We start from the raw sequence: 22,374 nt of genomic DNA, 5'->3' as shown, positions 1-22,374 counted from the left end.
CCTCCGCTGATCCGTGCTACAGGTCGGTTCCTTGATCAGCCGGAGAGCGGGTGTTAGCACCGCCGAACGCCCATGGATCCTCTTCCTCCCCGGGCGTTTCGAGCCTCCGCGTGAACGCCCTCGCCCAAGTCCCTTCGCCTTCGCTGCCCAGTGCCGGCGTCATCTGGACCCGCACGCTGGAAGCCATCCGCCAGGAGGGGCTGCACTACGCCCTCACCTGGCTGGAGCGGATGCGCCCCATGGAGGTGCGCGAGAACGCCCTGGTCCTGGGCGTGCCCGACCGCTTCTTCCGCGACTGGGTGGATGACCACTACCGCTCCATGCTGGAGACGCACCTCGCCCGGCTGGAGCCGTCCCTGGGCCGCGTCGCCTATGAGGTCGTCGTCGGTCCCCCGCCGTCGTCCTCGGACCTGCCGCCCACGCCCACCGTCAAGGTGAACTCGATGCGGCCCGCGCGGCTCAACCCGCGCTTCACCTTCGACACCTACGTCGTCGCGGACAGCAACCAGCTCCCCGCCGCCGCGGCGCAGGCCGTGGCCCACCGGCCGGGCCACAACTACAACCCGCTCTACATCTACGGCGGCACCGGTCTGGGCAAGACGCACCTGCTCCAGGCCGTGGGCAATCACATCTGGGAGAAGGACCCCACCCAGCGCATCGTCTACCTCTCCAGCGAGCAGTTCACGAACGAGTACGTGGAGAGCGTGCGCGAGCACCGCATGACGGACTTCCGCCGGAAGTTCCGCGAAGAGTGCGACGTGCTGCTCATCGACGACATCCAGTTCCTGGGCAAGCGCGAGGAGACGCAGAAGGAGTTCTTCTACACCTTCGAGACGCTCTTCGGCCTCAACAAGGCCATCGTGCTCACCAGCGACATGGTGCCCGCGGAAGTGCCCGGCATGGAGGACCGCCTGCGCAGCCGCTTCGCCATGGGCCTCATGGCGGACATCCGCGAGCCCACCTACGAGACGCGCGTCGCCATCCTCCAGAAGAAGGCGGAACAGGAAGGCCTCAACCTGCCGGACCCCGTGGCGCACTTCATCGCGAAGCACGTGCAGAAGAACGTGCGCGAGCTGGAGGGCGCGCTCGTGAAGCTGTCCGCGATGCACAGCCTCACGAAGCAGCCGGTGACGGAGGAGTTCGCGTCCCAGGTGCTGCGCGACATCCTGCCCGCGCAGCGCACCGTGGACGTGGAGGCCATCCAGCGCGAAGTGGCCCGCTTCTACAAGGTCACCGTGGAGGCGCTGAAGGAGGACCGGCGCCACAAGGCGCTCGCGCACGCGCGCCAGGTGGCCATGTACCTGAGCCGGAAGCTGACGAAGAGCTCCTTCCCGGAGATCGCCTCGCGCTTCAACAAGGACCACTCCACCGTCATCTCCGCCGTGCGCAAGGTGGAGGGCCTGCGGGAGACGGACGCGGCCGTGCACCGCGACCTGTCGGAATTGGAGACGAAGCTCGGCGGCATGTAGCCGCTTCAGTGCTGGGCCGGCTGCGACGGCGCGGACACCGCCCCGAGCGTCCTGCCACCCTCCTGGTCCCCCAGCTCCTCCGCGATGTCCCCCAGCGCGAGGATGCCCACCAGCCGCTTGTTCCGGTTCAACACCAGGATGCGGCGGATCTGCGAGGCCCTCATCTTCTGGGCCGCCTGGGAGAGGTCGTCGTCGTCGAAGACGTACTCCACGCCCCGGGTCATCGCCTGCGCCACCTGGGTGCGCTCCGCGTCCAGCCCCTGGGCCACCGCGCGGACCACGATGTCCCGGTCCGTGAGGATGCCCACCAGCTGGTCGCCATCACACACCGGGATGGGCCCCACGTTCAGGGCGCGCATCTTCTCCGCGGCGACCCTCAGGGAATCAGACGAGCGGACGACCTCCACGTCCGGTGTCATCACGTCACACACTCGTTGTGTTGCCATGGCATCTCTCCTGCCGGGGTTCCTCCTTCAGCGTGGACACCGCGTGGACGGATGACACGGGACTGTCTGTCCATTCCCCCGGGTGCCGGGCATGCTGCGGCTTCTTCGCCATGCCCTCTCTTTCATGCTCGCGTGCTTCCGGCCTTGCCGCCGCCTTGCTGTGTCTTTCCGCGTGCGGCGACGGGCCGGACGTTTATGCGCTGTCATTCAGCCTCCACTCGAACCGCGTGCGCGCGGCACGCGAGCCCCTCCCGGACCCTGAGTACTTCCTCGAGTCGGCGGACGGCCTCACGTTCCACGTGGACAGCGCCTTCGTCACCCTGTTCGACGTGCGTCTGGAATTGCCGCCGGGCATCCGGTGCGCTGACTACCGGGACGCACTGTCCCCGGTGATGGGCTGCGAGGACGCGGCGGAGGGACGGCCGGGCCGGCTGACCGTGGCGGGCCCTTTGGATCTGGACCTGCGGCGGGGGTTGACCCTCAGGGGAGGAGGCCTTCCCATTCCCCCGGGCGTCTATCCCCGCATCGAGGCCCGGCTGGAACCGGGGACGTCCACCGAGCCGAGCTTCCGGTCCCGATCGAGCTTCACCTGGCAGGGACGGCCCCGGGTGCTGGAGGTGGACTTCCAGTCCGACGCGGTCCTCCGCTTCGAGCCCCGAGGCCCGCTGGACTTCGCCTCGGCGGGGGATGGCTCCGGCCTCCAGGGCTGGCTGCTCGTGGACTCCTGGCTCGCGGAAACACCCGTGGCGGCGTGTCTGGAGTCCGGCGACCTGACCTTCTCGGGGGACCTGCTGCGGCTGGAGACAGGCCAGGGCGCCTGCGCGGGTGCGGCGGAGCGGCTGCGCGGAGACATCGAAGCCAGCGGCGTGATGGGACTGACTCCCCGTCCATGACGGCCGTGTGAAATGTCTCTCCATGGATGCCCCGGGCAGGGAAGGGCTGTTCTCTTTTCCCGGCGCTGGGGCATGCTGCGGCTTCGCGAGCCCTTCGGGGCCTGCGCATCGGGACGCCCGGCCGGAAGCGCTCCCCCTGACGCGTTGCTTCCGACATGCCCCCATTCCCTGGTTGCGTACTTCCGGCCTCGGGCCGGCACCACGCTGCGCCTGGAGAGACAGGGGAGGGTGCGTGCGAAGGCGCCGCGGAACGCGTGAAACACAACATCGAAGCCAGCCCCAAGCTGTCCCTCGCATCCCCCCGGTAATCCCATGTCCATGACTTCCCGTTGGCTGTGTCTGTCTTTGATGACCCTGGGACTGTCCGGCTGTAACACCGGAACCCATACCCGGCTCATCTTCTCGCTGGACGCGAACCTGCTGGGCGCGTCTTCCGGGATGGCTCCGGCCTCCAGCGTCCGGGCCATGACGTCCCCGCCCACGCCTCCGGACATCAAGTCGGGCGATGGCATGCGCTTCCATCTGGTGGACGCGAGCGTCCGGGTGTCCGACATCCGTCTGGAATTGGCGGGAGGGCTCGGCTGCGATGACGTGCGCGCCCGGCTCCCTGAAGGCACCGGGTGTGTGCAGTCCGAAGGTTCCCCGGCCACGGTGACGCTCGCGGGTCCGTTCGGCATCAACCTGCCGTCCGGGGAAGCCTCCGGCGCCGTGATGGAGCTCCCTCCCGGGACCTACCGGCGGATCGCCTTCGTGTTGGGGAAGAACGGCTTCACGGCCCAGACCGTCCACGCCGGAGACGCGGCCTGGGGCATGGACCTGGACCTGCCGGAAGGCACGGCCATGTCCTTCGAGGCCGCCTCCGACCTCACGCTGGAGGAGGGTGGCTCGCTGCGCGTGATGTTCGACCAGGATGCCTGGCTGAAGGAGCTGCCCCTGTCCGCGTGCTACGAGAACGGAGACTGGCCCCGGCCGGGGCCCAAGCGGAGCCTGGACGAGGTGGGCGGCGAGTGCCAGGGCGCCGGAGACCGGGCGCGCGACGCCATCCGCACCCAGGTCAAGCTGCAGACCCGTTCCTTCTGACCGCCGTCCCTACTTGTAGACCATCGAGGACAGCCACCGGTCCAGCATCGGCACCAGGAAGAACCCCCAGACCGCCGGGCTGACAAGCCCCAGGACGATGCCGGTGATGGCTTGTCCCCGGCGGCCGATGGGCGGAGTGGCCTTCAGGTCCACGCGCGTCAGCGCCACCACGCCGCAAATCACCGCGATGGGTGAGAGCAGCGGCATGAACACCGCGCCGAAGCCGAAGTGCACGGCCTGACGCGCCAGCGGGTTGTTGAAGCGCAGCTCCCACAACAGCTTCAGCGCTCCGGACGACACCGGCAGCCGGAAGAAGAGCTGGTTGCGCACGTCGCGGTGGATGCGCAGCGCGATGAGCAGGCCGGGGATGGCGCACAGGAAGAAGAGGAAGCGGCCGTCGCGCTCCAGCGCGTCCGCGGCCACCGCCATCACCAGCGGCGTGGGCACCAGCGCGTGCCGCGCCCAGCGCTGCCCCAGGAAGAAGGCCACGCCCACCGGCACGGGGACGAGCAGCACCAGCGCGAACAGCGACTGCCGCGTCGCGCGCAGCCCCCACTGCGCCAGCGCGGCGGCCACGCCCACGCAGAGCAGCAGCGTCACGCCGGCCACCAACCACGCCCATTCATCCCGCTTGCCCCAGTAGCGCTGGCGCAGGGCCTCCAGGTAGTTCACGTCCGGGCGCGCCGCGCAGGCCTGGCAGTACAGCCGCACGCCCAGGCCCGGCACGGACGTGGCGCAGTCCGCGCAGAGGAAGGTCCCGCAGCGGGTACAGGTGGCGCCCGCGGGCTGCTCCGGGTGGACGGCACAACGGACCTGCTGGGAAGCGGGCACCTCCAGGCTCATGTCCGCAGTGTCGCACGGCGAGCAACACACGGCACCCTGACGCCCACCCGGTCGCCTTCCGGCTTACAGGCTCCGGGGCGCGTGCTAAGCGCGCGAGAGACCGACCTGAACCGTGGAGGAACCTTGTCCCGATTGAAGGCCCTCGCCGCAGCGGCCCTGTTCGTGGGGCTTCCGGCGCTCGCGCAGACCCCCGAGGCGAAGCCGCTGGAGCCCGGCCGCGAAAACCTGGCCATCCCGTATGAGAAGTACACGCTGCCCAACGGCATGGAGGTCATCCTCTCCGTGGACCGCAAGCTGCCCGTGGTGGCCGTCAACGTCTGGTACCACGTGGGCGCCTACGACGAGCAGCCGGGCCGCACCGGGTTCGCGCACCTCTTCGAGCACATGATGTTCCAGGGCTCCAAGCACGTGCCGGACGACGTGCACATCGGCCTGCTGGAGCAGGCGGGCGCCACGGACCTCAACGGCACCACCAGCTTCGACCGCACCAACTACTACGAGACCGTGCCCAGCAACCTGCTGGAGACGGCGCTGTGGTTGGAGAGCGACCGCATGGGCTTCCTGCTGGACGCCATCACGGAGAAGAGCCTCCAGACGCAGAAGGAGGTCGTGAAGAACGAGCGCCGTCAGGGCGTGGAGACGGCCCCCTACGGTGAAGCGCAGGAGAAGGCGTGGCAGGCGCTGTTCCCCGCGCCGCACCCGTACTCCGGCAACGTGATCGGGTCCATGAAGGACCTGGACGCGGCCACGGTGGAGGACGTGAAGGCGTTCTTCCGCAAGTGGTACGCGCCCGCCAACGCGACGCTCGCCATCGTGGGCGACTTCGACCCCGCGAAGGCCAAGGCGCTGGTGGAGAAGTACTTCGCCACGCTGCCCTCGGGCCCCAAGCCCCAGCGCCCGGACGTGCAGCCGGTGAAGGTCGCGCGCGAGACGGTCATCCGCCACGACGAGAAGGTGGCCACGCTGCCCCTGCTCACCATGTCCTGGCTCACCGCCCCGTACCTGAAGCCCGGGGACGCGACGGCGGACGTGCTCGCCACCGCGCTGGGCACGGGCCGCGCGAGCCGCCTGTTCCGCCGGCTGGTGCTGGACAAGCAACTGGCGCAGAGCGTGGAGGCCGTGCAGCAGAGCCAGGGCGCGCAGTCCGTCTTCTCCATCGAGGCGGTGGCCCGGCCCGGCGTCACCACGGATCAACTGAAGAAGGAGATCGACGCGGTGCTGGACGAGGTCCGCAAGGACGGCGTCACGCAGGAAGAGATTGTCCGCGCGCGCACCCGCTATGACACGCGCCAGTTGGCGGGCCTGCAGGCCGTGGGCGGCTCCGGCAGCAAGTCCGACACGCTCCAGACGTACAACCAGTTCGTGGGCGAGCCCAGCTACGTCGCGCAGGACCTGGCGCGCTACCAGGACGTCACGCCCGCGTCGGTGAAGCAGTTCGCCAACGACGTGCTGCGCCCCGACGGCCGCGTCGTCCTTCACGCGGTGCCGCCCGCCAACAAGGCCGCGCCGTCTTCCGCCCCGGGCAAGGAGGCCCGCTAGTCATGCACCGCCGAATCCTCACTGCCCTCCTCACGCTGTCCGTCGCCGGCTGCGCCACCACCAAGCCCGCGGAGACGCCTCCCGCCGAGACGGCTCCCGCCGCGCAGCCGCAACCCCAGACACCGGCGCAGGACGCGGAGGCCTTCCGCGCCCAGCCGCCCAAGCCGGGCCCGTCTCCGGAGCTGGTGCTGCCCACGTTCGAGCAGGCGAAGCTGGACAACGGCCTCACCGTCATCGTCAGCACGCGCAAGGAATTGCCGCTGGTGTTCGCGGGCATCGCCTTCGCCTCGGGCGTGTCGCAGGAGCCCGCCGCGAAGCTGGGCATCGCGGACCTGTCCTACCGCATGCTGCTGGAGGGCGCGGGCAAGCGCGACACGGTAGCGCTGGACAACGCGTTCGCGGACCTGGGTGTTTCGCCCTCGCTGTCGGTGGATCCGGACGGCGCCTTCGTGGGCGCGCGCGTGCTCACGACCAACGTGGACGCGGTGATGGGCCTGCTGTCGGACGTCGTGCTGCGGCCCACCTTCGACGCGAAGGCCTTCGATCGGCGCAAGAAGCAGCAGCTGGGTGAGCTGGTGCGCCGCATGGGCGACCCGAACTTCCTGGCGCAGCAGGCCTACTACCAGGCCGTGTTCGGCGCGGACCACCCGTATGGCCACACGTCCGGCGGCACGCCCAAGACGGTGGAGGCCCTCACGCTGGCGGACGCGAAGAACTTCTACGTGAAGAACACCGGCCCTCGCGCCGCCGCGCTCATCATGACGGGCGACGTGACGCTCCAGCAGGCCGTGGAGTGGGGGAAGAAGTACTTCGGCGGGTGGAAGGGCGGGGCCGTGGCGCCCAAGCCGCCGCCCGCGCCGCCCGCGCCGCCGCGTCAGCAGGTGCGCGTGGTGCCCAAGCCGGGCCTGGAGCAGACGGTGGTGCTGGTGGGCCGTCCCGGCCTCGCCTCGGGCCACCCGGACGAGTACCCGCTGGAGCTGGCGACCACGGTGTTCGGCGGCTTCTTCGGCAGCCGGCTCAACATGAACATCCGCGAGGACAAGGGCTACAGCTACGGCGCCAACGCGCACCTGGGCACGCGCCTGGGCGTGGGTCCGCTCACCGCGTACGCGGCCGTGCGGCAGGACGTGACGGGCCCGGCGCTCAACGAGTTCATCAAGGAGCTGGCCGGCATCAAGTCCAACCCCATCACGGAGAAGGAGCTGGCCGCCGCGCGTGAAGGTCTCATCCGCGCGTTCCCGGGCGCCTTCGAGACGGTGGAGGGCCTGGGCGGCAGCGCCGCGCAGCTCTACTTCCACCGCCGGCCGATGGATGAGTTCAAGCGCACCGTGCAGGGACTGGAGAACGCCAGCGCCGCGGAGGTGCAGCGCGTGGCCGAGTCCTACCTGGACCCCGCCAACATGCAGGTGGTGCTCGTGGGCGACCCGCTGGTCATCCAGGAGCAGGTGACGCCGCTCAACCTGGGCAAGCTCACGCTGGTGGAGACGCCGGCGACTCCGTAGCGCGGCGCTTCACTGTCTGGATTTGAAGCCGGGGTCCCGACGCGGGTGTCGGGGCCCCGGTTTTTTTCATTCCCGGGTGGGCTCCCTGTCGGCGGCCTCGCGGGCGTCGGCGGCGCGGCGGCCCTGCAGCTCGCGCTCCTCGTCATCCACGTTGTCGAGGACGCTCTGGGGATTGGTGATGGGCCCGCCCACGGGGCCGTCGCTGTCGAGGGCGAACTTCTGCTCCTCGGTGGAGTGCTTGGCGTCGTCCGCGTACAGGGGCTTGGTGTCGTCCGCCTCCAGCCCCCGCTCCACGCGGTCCTTGGCGAAGCCGGGCTTGTGGGCGGTGTCGCTCTTCTTGCGGCTGGTCATGGGTTGCTCCGGAAGGTGGTGGGACAGCTCACACAGGCTGAATGTCGGCAGCGCCGCGCCCGAGCACCACGGTGGGCTGGTTGCCTGCCCCCTGACCTGGGAGCGAGGAAGCGGCTAGGATGGGGCGTCATGGCCGGACGCAGCGGGAGCAGCCAGCGGCACGAGGGGACGACGTCCTCCGTGGGCGCGCGCGTGCGGACCGTCCTGACCGAGACTCGCACTCGCACCGGCCTGACTCCTGACGGAGCACGGACCGCCTGACTTCCGAAGCGGACCTCTTGAAGGTCCCCCTTCCGAACCCGGCCCCGCGCTCCTCCCGAGCGCGGGGCTTTTTCGTTGCCCCACACCCGTCGGTCGAATCCCCAGAGGCCCCGCATGACCCCGCTTCCGATGAGTCCCCCCAGCCCCCGAGTTCCGCCGTTCCGCGAGGAGGCCGTGTCATGCGCGTGATGAAATTCGGTGGCACCAGTGTCGCGGATGCGGAACGGATGCGCGGGGTGGTGGCGCTGGTGGAACAGGCGCGCAAGGCCGAGCGGGTGATGGTGGTGGCGTCCGCGGTGTCGGGCATCACCAACCTGCTGGTGGAGGCGGCGAGGGTGGCGCAGGAGGGCGAGTCCGTGCAGGAGGCCTGCGCCCGGTTCGACGAAACGCACTCCGCCATCGCGAGGGCGCTGGGCGCGGACCTGAAGCCCGCGCAGACGCGGCCGCTGGCGGAGGGGCTGGTGGCGCTGGGCGCCGAGCTGCGCGGGCTGTTGCAGGGCGTGGGGCTCCTGCGGGAGTGCTCGCCGACGGTGCTCGCGCACCTGTCCGCGCTGGGGGAGCGGGCGTCGTGCCTGCTGCTCGCGGCGCTGCTGGAGGCGCGGGGTCTTGGGCCCATGAGCGTGGACCCGAGGCAGGTGCTGGTGTGCACGGGGGATCCGCTCCAGGCCACGCCCCGGGTGGAGGAGATCCGCGCGCGGTTCGCGCCCCTTCGTGACGGCGGACCGGGGCTGATGTTGATGCCGGGCTTCTTCGGGGGCGACGCGCGGGGCAAGACGCTGTCGCTGGGGCGGGGTGGGTCGGACTACTCGGCGGCGCTGGCGGCGGCGGCGCTGGATGCGCGGCTGTTGGAGATCTGGACGGACGTGGACGGCATCTACAGCGCGGACCCGCGGCTGGTGCCGGAGGCGTTCGCGCTGGAGGAGGTGAGCTTCGAGGAGGCGATGGAGCTGGCCTACTTCGGCGCGAAGGTGCTGCACCCGAAGTCCATTGCCCCCGCGAGGGAGCGCGGCATCCCGGTGCGCGTGTGCAACAGCTTCCGGCCGGAGCACCCGGGCACGCGGGTGACGGCCACGGCGCCGTCGTCGCGGCACCCGGTGCGCGGGCTGTCGTTCCTGCCGGACATCGCGCTCATCAACATCGCGGGGGCGGGGCTGAAGGGCGTGCCCGGCACGGCGGCGCGCGTCTTCGAGGCGATGGCGCGCGCGTCCATCTCCGTGGTGCTGATCACCCAGGGCTCCAGCGAGTCCTCCATCAGCTTCTGCGTGGGAGAGGCGGAGGCCGCGAAGGCGGTGCTGGCGCTGGAGGATGCGTTCGAGGTGGAGCGCGAGGCGGGGAAGGTGGACCCCATCGAGCACCAGCCGGGGCTCGCGGTGTTGAGCATCGTGGGAGACGGGATGCGGCACCGGGTGGGCGTGGCGGGGACGTTCTTCAGCGCGCTGGCGGACGTGGATTGCAGCATCGCGGCCATCGCGCAGGGGTCCAGTGAGCGCAGCATCTCCGCGGTGATTTCACGCGAGGACGGGCCGCGAGCGATGGCGCACGTGCACCGCAAGGCCTTTGGCACCACGGAGGTGGTGGAGCTGCTGGTGGCGGGCGTGGGCACGGTGGGCGGGGAGCTACTGCGGCAGATCCACCAGCAGGCGCCGAAGCTGCGGGCGCATGGGTTGGATTTGCGGGTGTGTGCCATTGCCAATAGCAGACACAGTCTGGTGGCGCCGGAGGGCGTGGCGCTGGACGGCTGGAAGGCGCGGCTGGAGGCGAGTGAGACTGGCTTCACGCTGGACACGTTCCGCGCGTGGGCGAAGGCGCGCAGGCCGGGCCGGCCCATCTTCGTGGACTGCACGAGCAGCGAGGACGTGGCGCTGGGCTATCCCGCGCTGATGGCGTCCGGGCTGCATGTGGTGACGGCGAACAAGAAGGCCAACGCGGGGCGGCAGGAGCACTGGAGGGCGCTGCGGGAGACGGCGGTGCGGCACCAGCGCAGGTTCCTCTACGAAACGAACGTGGGGGCGGGGCTGCCGGTCATCGACACGTTGAAGAACCTGCTGCGCACGGGAGACACGGTGCACCGGGTGGAGGGCATCCTGTCGGGTTCGCTGTCGTTCATCCTGGGGCTGACGGAGGCCGGGGTGCCGTTGTCGAAGGCGGTGGGCACGGCGATGGAGAAGGGCTTCACGGAGCCCGACCCGCGAGACGACCTGGAGGGCACGGACGTGGCGCGCAAGGTGCTCATCCTCGCGCGTGAGCTGGGGCGCACGCTGGAGCTGGAGGAGGTGGCGCTGGCGTCGCTGTTGCCGGAGGAGTTCGACGCGAAGGGGCCGCTGCCGGAGTTCCTGGCGCGGCTGCCGCAGGCGGATGCGGTCTTCCAGAAGCGGGTGGACGCGCACCGGAAGGAAGGCAAGGTGCTGCGCTACGTGGGCAGCGTGGGACCGGAGGGCGTGAGCGTGGGACTGGTGCCGGTGCCGCTGGAGCATCCGCTGGCGGCGGTGAAGGGCGGCGAGAACGCGCTGAGCTTCCTGTCGGAGCGCTACAGCCCCACGCCGCTGGTGATCCGAGGCTACGGCGCGGGAGCCGCGGTGACGGCGGCGGGGGTGCTGGCGGATGTGTTGCGATTGGTGGAGGGGCCGTTGCCTTAGGAAAGGGGAGGGCGGGCTGTTCCGTCGGGTGGGAGCAGCCCGTCCGCTTTCGGCGACTCCTTCTTGAGAGGCAACGGACGCGGCGGCGCGACCACCACCTCCATCGAGAGGGGGCTTTTCTCCGCGACCCAGCGGGCCCAGAGCTTTGGCTGGGGTGGGTCGAGTCGTGAGGGTTCCACGCGGATTGCCAGCCAGTTGCGCTCCCGCAAGTAGAGGTCGTGGCCCACGGGCAAGAGCTCCGTCTGAAGGAAGTAGTGCAGGTTTTCGGTGCTGTCCTTGGACGCCGCCAGGATGCCGAGGAACCGCAGCAGGTCCGGAGGTTTATTGCTGATGGGAGAGGACGTGATCTGTTCGATGATGGCTTCACCCACCGCCGTTTGGGTATCCAACTGGTGCTCGGGATGGCGTGACCGGATGCGACCCCAGGCCCCCAGGTGGACGTCACCCGACAGCACTGTCACGGAGGCGCTCGACCGCTTGGCCAATGAGAACAAGTCCATGATCAGTCGCGTGCGCTCCCCCCGGTGTATCTGCGACTCCCACTGATCCAACATATCGTCACGAAGTTCGGTGAATCGTCCCGCCAGGCTCTCCAACTCCTTGCTGAAGCGCAGGTGGACCACGGGAATCGAGGACACCACCAAGATGTGATGGGCCTTGTAGCCCTCTTTCTTGGTCTTGCGCTGACAACAGGCTTCCCGCCAGTCATCAAAGGCCTTCCACTGGCCTTCGCTCATCACCGGAAACTCGCCATTGCCCCGGCCCTTCGTCTTGCCCTTCGCCGGGGGGCTCGTGCGCCCGCTGCGAAGATCCAGCATGACCACGTCCAGGTCACAATCCTTGCTGGAGAAGGTCATGGCCTGGAAGTAATGGCGCTTCTGCTCAGGCGTCCAGGGTCCAACATCGGGCAGCCGTGGTGTTTTGGGACTCTCCAGGTGACCGATCTGGAAGGCTTCGAAGGCACGCGCCGCCGCGCTGTAGATGTCCTGGAACCAGGGCGTCTGCTGCAAATCCTCGTACGATCCCCAGCCATCGAAGATGTCGTGATCGTCCCACATGAACAGGCCGGGGACCCGTGCCAGCATCGGCGCGATGCCTTGAGCTCCATTCCACTGCTCCTGATACAGCTCGACGTACTCTGCCATTACCCGATCCGCGAAGCCGTTTGGCACAGGTTCACGGAGCGTGTTCGACAACTTCCGGATCGGCTTCATTTCATTCATCGACGCCCGGATTGAATCCGCGTAGACCTGATCCCCACCTCCGATGAGCAACTGGAAACCGGAGGGCTTCCGGGGGTGCCCAGGGGCAGACCGGTGCTCATCCAGCATCCTCTCCCAGAGACCGCGGGACTCATCACTGTCCTGATCGTCCTTCTTTTGATCTTCGGATCCGTTGCACGAAAAGAACGCGATTCGTGGTGACGCCCCCTCGGCGGGGACAATCACATCATCCACAACCAGAGGCTGTTTCGGGAACACATAGGACAGCGTTTGATCCTTTGGGAGCGCTGGCGGTTGGAAGGAGAAGGGACGATCGGGTTGAGCAGGGTCTTCGAAGTGGTACTTCAACCGCCGCGCTTCGGACTTGCGCGGGAGGATGACTTCCCACCGCCACACGACTCCTGATGCATGCCCCTGCAGCCAGCTGAAATCCGCCGCGGGCCGAGCCTCTTCGGAGGTAAATACTTTCGCCCCCTGCTCATCCGTGAAGCAGAGCCTCATTGGGAGAGGCTGCTTCGGGTCCGTGCCTCTCAGGAACAGGTTGAGGAAGAAACTCCAGGTATCCTCACCCTGAGGGTCATAGGTCACCTGTTCCTTCGCGTAGAGGATGGGTCCCAGCAATAGCTCCATGATTTCCCCCGGCTCATGAGTCCTTGTGGTCCAGCGGGCCAAACCCTGACATGGATTGCCACTGAGCGTCCATGGGCAGGCAGGTGATTGCTGTGGAGGTGCTAGGCTTTCCATGATGACGAAAAGCCTGACATTCTGCGCAATGGTGCTCTGGATGGCCGCGTGCGCGTCCGGCACGCCGCTTCAGCAGCGCTGGGACGAAGCCGAAGCCGAGTGCGGTGACGCAAGCAGCGACGCCTGTGTGACCCTGGTGTGTGGGGACACGGCCTGCGGCTTCTTCCGGTGCGAGGACGTGCCCGGAGAGGTGGTGCTGGCACGCGGACTGCCGCCAAGGCCGCCACCTGTAGCCGTAGCGCCCGCGCCGGGAAGCGGACCCCGGCGCAACTGGGGCGGCAGCATGGGCCTGCCGGGAGATGTGGAACCGGTGATGGTGTTCCCCTGGTACGGGACACCCAAGCCCGTGCCTCCGCTGAGGCAGCTACCGGCGGGGCAGTTCCAGAAGCACCACATCTTCCCGCAGGAACAGCGCCTCGCGGAGTGGTTCGCTCGTAAAGGCATCGACATCCACCAGTACACCCTCCCCATCCCTGTGCACATCCACCGACGCATCCATGGTGGAGGACCAAAAGGAGGATTGTGGAACCAAGCGTGGCGTGAGTTCCGGAAGGAGAACGAGGACGCCCAAGCACCGGAGATCTTCAAACACGCTGGGGAACTCATCTACCGCTTCCAGCTTCTGGGTGGGCCTATCGAGAAGTACAACTGACCGTCCATGACCCGGTTTTTTCACCTTCGCCACGACAAGACCGCCAACTTCCGCCGCAACGGCCTCATCGATGCCGCGCATAAATGGGGATTGCCCGGCCTGAAGAACTGCCCCGGATGTGGAGCGACCTGGAGCGTCTCCGCCCAGTTCTATCCAGGGGTCGACCTGTCCGAGCTGCCTGAAGAGGCGGAATTCAAAGAGCCCCGAGCAGAGCCCTTCTCCGAGTTGGTTCGTCTCCGGGAGTTGGTGCGTCCCCTGACGCCTCCCAACGCAAGACTTCCACCTGGCACCAATTTCGGCCCGCTGGTGGGCCGCGCCTCCGGTCAGTTCGAGGGCTTCGCTGGACTTGAGGATTGTCTGATCGTCCTGCGGCGCGACACGCTCGAAGCCCTCCAGTCGGCAGGCGTGCGTGGCCTTCAGGGATGTCGGACAGAGTTGTACTTCCGGCAGAAGCCTCCTCCGGACGTCCTCGAACTCCAGCTCGAACCCAGAGGCCTGCTGCATCCAGATTGTTTCCCGCCGGATCTGGCGCCGCCATGCGCCACCTGCGGACGCCTGGGCCTCCGTCTTCCGGATGATCCCATTCTCGACGGTGCTTCATTGCCCACGGACATGGACCTGTTCCGAGTTGGCAACTACAGCACCGTCCTCATCGGCACGGAGCGGTTCAAGGACGCGGTGGAGCAGGGCGGTTGGACGGGCATCTCCTTCCGGGAGCTTCCGGTCCGCTGAAGCCTCAGAAGGGCGGTGGCTCCACCACCACCTCCATGGGCAGGACCTCCTTCTCCGCGATCCACTTCACCCAGAGCTTCGGTCGCGCGGTCGTGTCGTGGTGCTTGGGCCGCTCCAGCCGGATGGACAGCCAGTTGCGGTCCCGCAGGTACAGCTCCTTGCCCACTGGCAACAGCTCCGTGTGCAGGAACCCGGGCAGGTCCTCCCTCGAATCCTCCGACAACGCCAGCATCCCCTTGAACGCGAGCCACCCCGGCGGCGGATGCACGATGGGCGAGGACGTCACCTGCTCGATGAACACCTCTCCCACCGTGCCCAATGCAGGCACCAGGTGATCCGGGTTCCTTGACCGCACCCGCGCCCGGGCCCCCACGTGCACGTCGCCGGACAACACCGTCACCGCGCAGTAGGACTTCTTCGCCAAGGAGAACAGGTTCATCAACAGCCGCGTGCGCTCGCCCCGGTGCACCGCGGACTCCCACTGGTCCAGCAGGTCGTCTCGCAGCCCCATGCTTCCCCCACTCATCCGCTCCATCGCCGGCCCGAAGCGCAGGTGCACCAGCGGCACCGAGGACACCACCAGCACGTGCCTCGCCTTCTTGCCGTTCTCCGGCCGCCGGCGGTGCTCGTCCCTCCAGGCGTCGAACGCGTCCCACTGCGACCGGCTCATCACCGTGAACTCGGTCTGCGGATGCGCGTCTTCGGTCTCGATCACCCGGCTGGTCCGCCCGCTCCTCAGGTCCAGCAACACCACGTCCAGGTCGCAGTCCGCCGTGGAGAAACAGAACGTCTGGAAGTAGTGCCGCGCGGGTTGCACCACGCCCCGGTCGTCCGGCTCGCGCGCCCGCGCCGGCTGCTCCAACCAGCCTCGCTGGAAGGCCTCGAACGTCCTCGCCGCCGCGCTGTAGATGGCCCGGTACCAGGGCGCCTGCTGGAGCTCCTCGTGCGAACCCCACCCGTCGAAGATGTCGTGGTCGTCCCACATGAAGAGCCCCGGCACCCGCCGGAGCAACGGCGCGATGCCCTGGCTCCCGCCCCACCGCTCCCGGTAGAGCCAGACGTATTCCACCAGCAGGCGCTCCTCCAGCCCCTCCGGAACCGGCAGCGACTTCCGCTCCGAACGGGACAGCTTCATGAACGCGTTCAACACATCCATCGTGTTGTGCAGCGAGTCCGCGTAGAGCTGATCCCCACCACCCAGCAGCAACTGGAACCCCGGCGTCTTCGCCGGATCCACCGGGTCCTTCTGATGGTGTTGCAGCATCCGCTCCCAGAGCGCGAAGGGCTGCGCCAGGTCGCTCCAATCACTCGCACGGCTGGCGCCGTTGCAGGAGAAGAACGCGATGTTCGGTGACACGCCCCTCGCGGGGACGACGACGTCCGACACCACCAGCGGCTCTGGCGGGATGACCTTCGAGGACAGCGGCCGGTCATCTCGCGGCGGCGGACGCTCGAAGGTCACCGGCACGCCGGGCTCCTCCGGCGATTCGAAGTGATAGGACAGCCGCTGGGCCACGTCCGTGCGCGGCAGGACGACCTCCCAGCGCCACACCACGCCCCGGGTGTTCTTGGGCAGCGCGGTGAAGTCCACCGCGGCCGTGGCCTGGTCGAACACCGCGACCCGTTTGCCCTTCGCGTCCTTGAAACACAGCCGCAACGCTGGGGGCTTCTTCGCCGACGTGCTGTCGAGGAACACGTTGACGAAGAAGCTCCACACGTCATGGGACTTCGGGTCCGGCGTGGCCTGCGCCCTGGCGTACAGGATGGGTCCCAGCAAGAGCTTCATGGGCAAAGCCTTGCATGGACGGCCCCTCCTGTCTCACCCCTTGGGCGCGGCGAGCGGCTGGTACGTGCCGAAACTCCAGACGTTCCCCTCGGGGTCCAGCGCACTGAAGTCCCGCGAGCCGTAGTCCGTGTCGTGCAGCTCCATCGCGATGCTCGCGCCCGCGGCCTTCGCCCGCGCGTAGAGCGCGTCCGGGTCCGTCACCACCACGTAGATGCCCTGGTTCTTCACCGGCACCTGCCTGGACGCGGCCATCTTCAGCCGGCCACCCTCCGCGCCACCGAACATCACGAGCCCATGGCCCAACGTCAGCTCGACATGGGCGATGGCACCGTCAGGCTTGCGGTAGACGACCCGCTCCTCGCAGCCGAAGGCCTGCTTCAGGAAGCGCAGGGCGGCCTCCGGGTCCGCGTAGTGGATGAAGGGATAGATGCTGGGCAGGGGCGTGGACATGGCGATGTCTTCCTTTCACCGCGCATCCTGCCCATCCCCCTCCGGCGCTTCTTGTACGGATTTCACCTGCGAGCCGGATTCGAAGCCGCCCGCGTCGGGCAGCGAGCGGCGCAGCAGGGAGGACGGCGGCCCGCCGGTGAACTGGCGGAAGTCCCGGTTCAGGTGCGCCTGGTCGAAGTAGCCCATCTCCACCGCCAGCTCCGCCCAGCGCACCGGCCCACCGGCCTTGATGCACTCCACCGTCCGGTCGAAGCGCAGCAGCCGCGCCAGCCGTTTCGGAGGCAGCCCCACCTGTTCGTGGAACTGGTGGATGAGGTGCTTGTGGCTGTGGCCCAGCTCCTCCGCCAGCGTGGCGATGTCCACCTGGCCGCCCGTCCGCTGGATGCGCTCCACCGCCCACCGCACCCCGGCCTCCACCTTCGGGCCGCGCTCCACGCGCTGGAGCAGGAAGGCGTCCGCGCGAGCAAAGCGCGTCTCCCAGTCCGGCGCCGCCTCCAACTGCTCCACAAGCCGCCGCGCCTCGCCGCCCCAGAGGTCCTCCAGGCCCGTCACGCGGTGGGACAGCTCGTGCATGGGCACGCCGAAGACGCTGCGCGCTCCCAGGGGCGTGAGGTTCACCTGGAGCCCGTGGGACACGCCGCCGTGCTCGGTGGTGCTCCAGCGCTCGTCCAGGCCCGCGACGAAGCCGGAGCGGTGGCGCGTCACCCGGCCCGCGTCGTCCAGGTGCTTCAGCAGCGGACCGAACTCCAGGATGAGCACCACCTGCACGCCGGGCAGCTCCTGCCGGCGCATGGGCTGGGGCATGGCCTCGCGATAGCCGCAGTAGTCCCGGACCAGCGGCGCCAGCGCCGGGGGCGGCGTGGCCAGCGCCATCTCCCATCCGCCCCGCTCGGACGCGTGGCGCACCACCCGGACACGATGCATCCGGAGACTATTTCGAGCCCTTGCGCAGGAAGTCCAGCAGGGCCGCGTGCCACTTCTCCGGCGCCTCGAAGTGGGGGATGTGGCCCACGTTGGGCAGCTCCACCAGCGTGGCGCCCGGGATGGCGGCGGCGGTCTTCTTCCCCAGCGCCGGGTACTGCCCCAGCTTCGGCAGCAGCGCGGGCGGCACGCTGCCCTTGCCCACCACCGTGCGGTCCTCCTGGCCAATCACCACCAGCGTGGGGACCTTCACGTTCGGGAACTCATGCACCACGGGCTGCTCGTAGATCATCGTCTGCGTGGCGGCGGACACCCAGGCCAGGCGCGGGTACTCGCCGCTGAGCGTCTGGCGGTAGAGGACCTGGACGTATTCGTCGTACTCGGGCTTCCACTTCACGTAGTAGCCGCGCTGGTACTTGCGCAGGCCTTCCTCCGTGGCCTTGAGGTTCTCCTGGTAGAGGTCCTCGGTGGACTTCCACGGGACGGACTCGCGGTAGTCCTCCAGCCCGATGGGATTCTCCAGCACGAGCTGCGTCGTCACCTCCGGGTACATCAGCGCGAAGCGCGTGGCGAGCATGCCGCCCATGCTGTGGCCCACGACGGCGGCCTGCTTCACGCCCACCGTGTCCAGCACCTGCTTCGTCAGCGACGCCAGCGTGTGGAAGCTGTACGCGATGGCCGGCTTGGACGACTTGCCGAAGCCCACCTGGTCCGGCACGACGACGCGGTAGCCCGCGCCCGTGAGGACGCGGAGGGTGTCCTTCCAGTACGCGCCGAAGAAGTTCTTGCCGTGCAGCAGCACCACCGTGCGCCCGTTGGCGTTGGCCGTGGGCTTCACGTCCATGTACGCCATGCGCAGGTCCTGACCCTCCAGCGTCACGGGCAGGAACTGCACCGGGGCGGGGTAGGGGTAGCCCTCCATGCCCAGGCCCAGCGCCTCCGGTGCGCGTTTCGCGTCCTGCGCGTTCGCGGCCGGGGCGGACAGGAGCAGCGCGGAGAGCAGCAGGGCGGGGACGCGGACGGAGGACATGGGGCTCCTTGGCGGGAACGGGACGCGCGGGAACGGCAGTGTGGCCAGGACATTCCCCCGCGTCGCGGATTTCAGAGCGCCCCGCCCTCGCGGAGGTTGATGCCGAACTCCAGGTAGCCCTTGAGGCAGACCATCATGTGCATCCAGCCGCCCGCGTTGCCGTAGGACGCCTCGAAGCCCTTCTCATCCGGCTTCCACCCGGACTCGCTCACCTTCACCATCGTGTTGCCTGCGTCCAGCGGCACGAAGGTCATCTCCACGCGCGTGAGGGAGCCGCGGTCCGCGGGCCACTCGAAGACGATGCGCTCGTTGGGAATCACCTCGCGCGTGATGACGTCGAACTCGCCGGGGGCCTCCGCGAAACTCCACTTCACCGTGGTGCCCGCCGCCAGCGGACCGCTGCTCGTCGTCACGAAGTAGCCGCTCAGCTTCGCGGGGTTCACCACCGCCTCGAACACCTGCGCCACCGGCTTGCGGATCTTCAACTGCACCTGGAACTTCGGCTCCATGGGCACTCCCTTTTTGGGGAAACGCGCGTCAGTGCGCGCTGTCGGAGAACGGCTGGACTTCCGCCTGGGCCAGGGGCTCGTTCTCGAAGCGCGCGGGCTTGAGCAGGCGCGTGGTGAGCACCAGCGCCAGGAAGATGGCCGCCGCGCCGATGGTCACGAAGCGCAGGTTCATGCGGTCCGCGAGCGCGCCCAGGAACCAGACGCCCAGCGAATAGCCCGCGCCCAGCACCATGCTGTAGAGGCTGCCCATGCGCGCCTGCAGCTCGCGCGGCACGCGGCCCTGGCAGGCGGAGCTCAGGCTGCTCATCAGCACCAGGTAGTTGGCGCCGAGGAAGAAGATGCACACCGCGGCCACCTGGAGCGTGGGCGCCAGCCAGTACACCCCCGCCAGCACCGCGATGGTAGTCGCCGCGTAGCCGCGCAGCTTGCGCTGCCCGAAGAGCTCCGCGAGCGTGCCCACGCACAGCGCCGCCGTCACCGCGCCCGCGCCCTGGCACGTCACCAGCAGCGACGTGGCCGCCGCGCCCTGGCCCAGCTCGCGGATGGCGAACACCGGCACCAGGCCGATGAACGGCGCCACCAGCGCGGCCACGAAGAAGGTGGCCGTCAGCACCAGCGAGATGTCCTCGTCGTCGCGCGCCACCGTGATGCCGCGGCGGATGCCGTCCCAGAGCGGCTCGCGCTTCGCGGCCGGGTCGCGCGCCGGCGGCACCACGCGCCACAGCGCCACCAGCACCGCGAAGAAGGACAGCGTGTTCGCGAGCAGCGCCCACGCGGGCCCGCCCGCCTGCAGCACCACCGCGGCCAGCGTGGGGCCCAGGATGCGGCCCAGGTTGAACTGCGCGGAGTTGAGGCTGGTGGACAGGTGCAGGTCTTCCGGCGGCACCAGCTCCGCGAGCAGCGCGGAGAAGGCCGGATAGGTGAGCGTGCTCACGCAGCCGTTGAGGAACGAGATGACGCCGATGACGGGCACCGACAGCTGTCCCCGGAACGCCAGCACCGTCATCACCGCCGCGAGCGCCGCCTGGAGGATGGCGCCCAGCCCCGCGTACGCGCGACGGTCGAAGCGATCCGCCAGCGCGCCACCCACCGGCGCGAGGATGACCGCGGGCAGGAACGACAGCGCGACGACGGCGCCCGTCCACTCGGCCTTGCCCGTGGTCTGCGTGACGTACACGCCCATCGCCACCGTCTCCATCCAGGTGCCGATGTTGGAGATGAGCGCGCCCAGCCACACCGCGAAGTAGCCGGGGTAGTCGAACGGGCGCAGCGAAGTCAGTCGTGGCAGTCGATGGGCAGGCACGTCGGAGTCTGTCTTAGCGCACGTCGCGCACTCGCGCCTTGCACGGCGCGGCACGCTTGGAGGCGCAATGAGGCGCATGGCAGCCGAGGCAGCAGCCCGGCTTCAACAAAGCGCGCATTCCCTGACGGTGATGCGCGAAGCGTGACATGCAAAACACCCACGAAAGGCGTGGCCTTCCGTGGGTGCGGGTGCGGCGTTGTCGGGAAGGCTCGGCGCTACGGCACGGTGTTGGTGACGGTGGCGGCCGCCTTGCGCGGAGAGAGGCGGCCGTCGTCGGCGATGCGGGCGCCCGTGTCGGGGAAGTCCTCGAGGGTGAGCTTGCGCACCAGCGAGACGACGTTGGCGTCCGGGTCCGGCTGGGTGATGCCTTCACCGACCTGCTTCGTGGGGAGGATGCGGCCGGTGGAGAAGCGGCCGTTCGCGTCCAGCTCCACCTCGAGGATCATGCCCAGGCCCTGCGGACCCTTGAGGTTGAAGCGGCCGTAGGTGGCGAAGTTGCCCATGGAGTAGGCGATGAGGCGGCCCTGGTAGAACTCCATGGCGCGCGCGACGTGCGGGCCGTGGCCGAGCACCAGGTGCGCGCCCGCGTCCACCACCGCGTGGGTGAAGACGCGCAGGTCGCCGCGGTCCTCGCCGAAGAACATCTCCTTGCCCTGCGGGACGTGCAGGGCCTTGCCGCCCTCGGCGCCGCCGTGGAAGGAGACGATGACGATGTCGTGCGTGGCGGCGGTCTGCTTCACCAGCGCGGTGGCGGTGGGCAGGTTGTTGAGGTGGTTGCAGCCCGCGGACGTGTGGAAGGCCACGAGGCCGATCTTCAGGCCGTTGCGCTCCAGCGTGGCGACGCTGCCCGGCGGCCCGCTCCAGGCGATGCCCAGCGCGTCCAGCGTGGACTCGGTGGCGCGGCGGCACTCCTCGCCGAAGTCGCCGGAGTGGTTGTTGGCGGTGGAGACCACGTCCACGCTGGCCTGCTTCAGGTACTCGCCGAAGGACGTGGGGGAGCGGAACGCGTAGCAGTTCGCGGGCGAGCGGCACTTGGTGGTCTTGCCGGTGTCGCAGAGCGGCCCTTCCAGGTTCACGAAGGTGAGGTCCGCATCCTCCAGCAGGGGGCGCACGGCCGCGATGACGCTGCCGCCGCCCTCGGGGGGCAGGTAGCCCTCCGGCACGGTGGTGCCGAGCATCAGGTCACCGGCGGCGCGGATGCGCAGCTTCGCGCCCGCGGGCGGGGGCGGACGGGGCGTGCTGTCCACGGGCTGCGCGAGCCTGGCCTGGAGCGCGGCCTGGTTGCGGGCCTGCGTGAGCGCGCCCTCCAGGTCCGGCTGGTTGGGATTGAGCGCGCGCACCTGCGTCCACTGCGTGAGTGAGTCCGCCCAGCGGCCTTCCACGGACCAGGCCCAGCCCAGCTCCCAGCGGCAGTCGGCGCGGGACGGCGCGGCCTGCACGCACGCGGACAGCTCCGTGATGGCGGTGCGGGAGTCCTTGGACTGGAGCGCGGCGACGCCCCGGGCGTAGTGCTCGTCCGGGTTGCCCACGGCGGTGGCGAGGCCCGGCGCGGCCTTGCCATGCATCGCGATGGCGGCGGCGCGCAGGGCCCCGACGCTGGCCTCCACGGCGATGCGGCCGGCCTCCGAGAGGGAGTCTGTCTGGCTTTGCGCGGCGCCCGTGGCGGGCGCCGTGTTCGCCTCGGACGCGGCAGGGGAGGGTGACCCGGCCTGGGCGAGGCCCGCGGGCATCCGCATCGCGACGGTCGTGGTCCCCATCGCGCTGCGCACCGACGCGAGGCCCGCTGCCTCAAGACTCCCGGGTCCCGCGTTCCGGATGACGGAGCGCACGGAGGCCGTGCCCGCTTCGGTGAGGCGGGCGGCGGAGGACTCGGCTGTGGAGAAGTTGGGGACGGACGCGGCGGGCGCGGCGAGCGCCAGCATCAGCAGGACGGACGGGGGGGCCATGGCCCGCGCATCTTACGGGATGGGACGGGGGCAGGGGTGCCACCCACGGGCCCGGCTC

General features: G+C 69.1%; 19 protein-coding genes. 8 read left to right on the top strand and 11 right to left on the bottom strand.

The annotated features are described in order from the left end of the window. The first annotated feature begins 110 nt into the window (after nucleotides 1-110). Nucleotides 111-1,469 (top strand): chromosomal replication initiator protein DnaA, encoded by a 1,359-nt coding sequence (gene dnaA / locus JYK02_RS21850; RefSeq protein WP_207053732.1) that lies wholly within the window; start codon nucleotides 111-113, stop codon nucleotides 1,467-1,469. Between the two features lie 5 nt (nucleotides 1,470-1,474). Here the strand turns inward: dnaA and JYK02_RS21845 are convergent, their stop codons facing one another. Continuing rightward, nucleotides 1,475-1,915, bottom strand: coding sequence for a CBS domain-containing protein (locus JYK02_RS21845; protein ID WP_207053730.1), 441 nt, complete (start codon nucleotides 1,913-1,915; stop codon nucleotides 1,475-1,477). Nucleotides 1,916-2,025: 110 nt separating this feature from the next. Here JYK02_RS21845 and JYK02_RS21840 point away from each other — a divergent pair, with 110 nt between their 5' ends. Both JYK02_RS21840 and JYK02_RS21835 read left to right on the top strand, forming a co-directional pair. Beyond that, a complete protein-coding gene (locus JYK02_RS21840; protein ID WP_207053728.1) occupies nucleotides 2,026-2,808 on the top strand; it encodes a hypothetical protein in 783 nt (260 codons plus the stop codon). Nucleotides 2,809-3,156: 348 nt separating this feature from the next. Next, nucleotides 3,157-3,888, top strand: a complete 732-nt coding sequence (locus JYK02_RS21835; RefSeq protein ID WP_207053726.1) for a hypothetical protein — start codon at nucleotides 3,157-3,159, stop codon at nucleotides 3,886-3,888. A gap of 9 nt (nucleotides 3,889-3,897) precedes the next feature. Here the strand turns inward: JYK02_RS21835 and JYK02_RS21830 are convergent, their stop codons facing one another. Next, the gene (locus tag JYK02_RS21830) at nucleotides 3,898-4,731 is read right to left on the bottom strand and encodes a B-box zinc finger protein (RefSeq protein WP_207053724.1); all 834 of its coding nucleotides are present in this window, start codon (nucleotides 4,729-4,731) and stop codon (nucleotides 3,898-3,900) included. A gap of 132 nt (nucleotides 4,732-4,863) precedes the next feature. Between JYK02_RS21830 and JYK02_RS21825 the strand changes: the two genes are divergently transcribed. Together JYK02_RS21825 and JYK02_RS21820 are read left to right on the top strand one after the other, a co-directional pair. Continuing rightward, nucleotides 4,864-6,270 carry a M16 family metallopeptidase gene (locus tag JYK02_RS21825; RefSeq protein ID WP_207055266.1) on the top strand — a complete coding sequence of 469 codons (1,407 nt, stop codon included), beginning with the start codon at nucleotides 4,864-4,866 and terminating at the stop codon, nucleotides 6,268-6,270. Nucleotides 6,271-6,272: 2 nt separating this feature from the next. After that, nucleotides 6,273-7,772: a M16 family metallopeptidase gene (locus tag JYK02_RS21820; protein ID WP_207053722.1), complete on the top strand. Its 1,500-nt coding sequence runs from the start codon at nucleotides 6,273-6,275 to the stop codon at nucleotides 7,770-7,772. A 66-nt stretch (nucleotides 7,773-7,838) separates the two neighbouring features. On the opposite strand, the gene JYK02_RS21815 is transcribed toward JYK02_RS21820, so the two are convergent. Further along, entirely contained in the window at nucleotides 7,839-8,123 is a 285-nt protein-coding gene (locus JYK02_RS21815) for a hypothetical protein (protein ID WP_207053720.1), read from the bottom strand. A gap of 440 nt (nucleotides 8,124-8,563) precedes the next feature. Between JYK02_RS21815 and thrA the strand changes: the two genes are divergently transcribed. Continuing rightward, nucleotides 8,564-11,020: a bifunctional aspartate kinase/homoserine dehydrogenase I gene (gene thrA, locus JYK02_RS21810; RefSeq protein ID WP_207053718.1), complete on the top strand. Its 2,457-nt coding sequence runs from the start codon at nucleotides 8,564-8,566 to the stop codon at nucleotides 11,018-11,020. On the opposite strand, the gene JYK02_RS21805 is transcribed toward thrA, so the two are convergent. Beyond that, complete coding sequence (locus JYK02_RS21805; RefSeq protein WP_207053716.1) at nucleotides 11,017-12,873, bottom strand: alkaline phosphatase D family protein; 1,857 nt, start codon at nucleotides 12,871-12,873, stop codon at nucleotides 11,017-11,019. The genes thrA and JYK02_RS21805 overlap by 4 nt on opposite strands. A 115-nt stretch (nucleotides 12,874-12,988) precedes the next feature. On the opposite strand from JYK02_RS21805, the gene sitA6 reads away from it, so the two are divergent. Beyond that, entirely contained in the window at nucleotides 12,989-13,639 is a 651-nt protein-coding gene (sitA6, locus tag JYK02_RS21800; RefSeq protein ID WP_207053715.1) for a SitA6 family polymorphic toxin lipoprotein, read from the top strand. Between the two features lie 6 nt (nucleotides 13,640-13,645). Beyond that, entirely contained in the window at nucleotides 13,646-14,371 is a 726-nt protein-coding gene (gene sitI6, locus JYK02_RS21795; RefSeq protein ID WP_207053714.1) for a SitI6 family double-CXXCG motif immunity protein, read from the top strand. A 4-nt stretch (nucleotides 14,372-14,375) separates the two neighbouring features. Here sitI6 and JYK02_RS21790 read toward each other — a convergent pair whose 3' ends face one another. The 7 genes from JYK02_RS21790 to JYK02_RS21760 form a co-directional block, all read right to left on the bottom strand. After that, nucleotides 14,376-16,157 (bottom strand): alkaline phosphatase D family protein, encoded by a 1,782-nt coding sequence (locus JYK02_RS21790; protein WP_207053713.1) that lies wholly within the window; start codon nucleotides 16,155-16,157, stop codon nucleotides 14,376-14,378. A gap of 33 nt (nucleotides 16,158-16,190) precedes the next feature. Beyond that, nucleotides 16,191-16,607 (bottom strand): VOC family protein, encoded by a 417-nt coding sequence (locus JYK02_RS21785; RefSeq protein WP_207053712.1) that lies wholly within the window; start codon nucleotides 16,605-16,607, stop codon nucleotides 16,191-16,193. 15 nt (nucleotides 16,608-16,622) lie between these two features. After that, nucleotides 16,623-17,531, bottom strand: a complete 909-nt coding sequence (locus JYK02_RS21780) for an AraC family transcriptional regulator (RefSeq protein ID WP_207053711.1) — start codon at nucleotides 17,529-17,531, stop codon at nucleotides 16,623-16,625. A gap of 7 nt (nucleotides 17,532-17,538) precedes the next feature. Further along, nucleotides 17,539-18,558, bottom strand: a complete 1,020-nt coding sequence (locus JYK02_RS21775) for an alpha/beta fold hydrolase (protein WP_207053710.1) — start codon at nucleotides 18,556-18,558, stop codon at nucleotides 17,539-17,541. A gap of 71 nt (nucleotides 18,559-18,629) precedes the next feature. Continuing rightward, nucleotides 18,630-19,067 (bottom strand): SRPBCC domain-containing protein, encoded by a 438-nt coding sequence (locus tag JYK02_RS21770; protein WP_207053709.1) that lies wholly within the window; start codon nucleotides 19,065-19,067, stop codon nucleotides 18,630-18,632. 28 nt (nucleotides 19,068-19,095) lie between these two features. Next, on the bottom strand, nucleotides 19,096-20,370 hold the full coding sequence (locus JYK02_RS21765) for an MFS transporter (protein ID WP_207053708.1): 1,275 nt from the start codon (nucleotides 20,368-20,370) through the stop codon (nucleotides 19,096-19,098). Between the two features lie 215 nt (nucleotides 20,371-20,585). Continuing rightward, nucleotides 20,586-22,316: a CapA family protein gene (locus JYK02_RS21760; protein WP_207053707.1), complete on the bottom strand. Its 1,731-nt coding sequence runs from the start codon at nucleotides 22,314-22,316 to the stop codon at nucleotides 20,586-20,588. Nucleotides 22,317-22,374: the final 58 nt, after the last annotated feature.

The sequence above is a fragment of the Corallococcus macrosporus genome, assembly GCF_017302985.1.
In the GTDB taxonomy this organism is placed as follows: domain Bacteria; phylum Myxococcota; class Myxococcia; order Myxococcales; family Myxococcaceae; genus Corallococcus; species Corallococcus macrosporus_A.
This window is presented reverse-complemented; position numbering and strand designations above follow the sequence as displayed.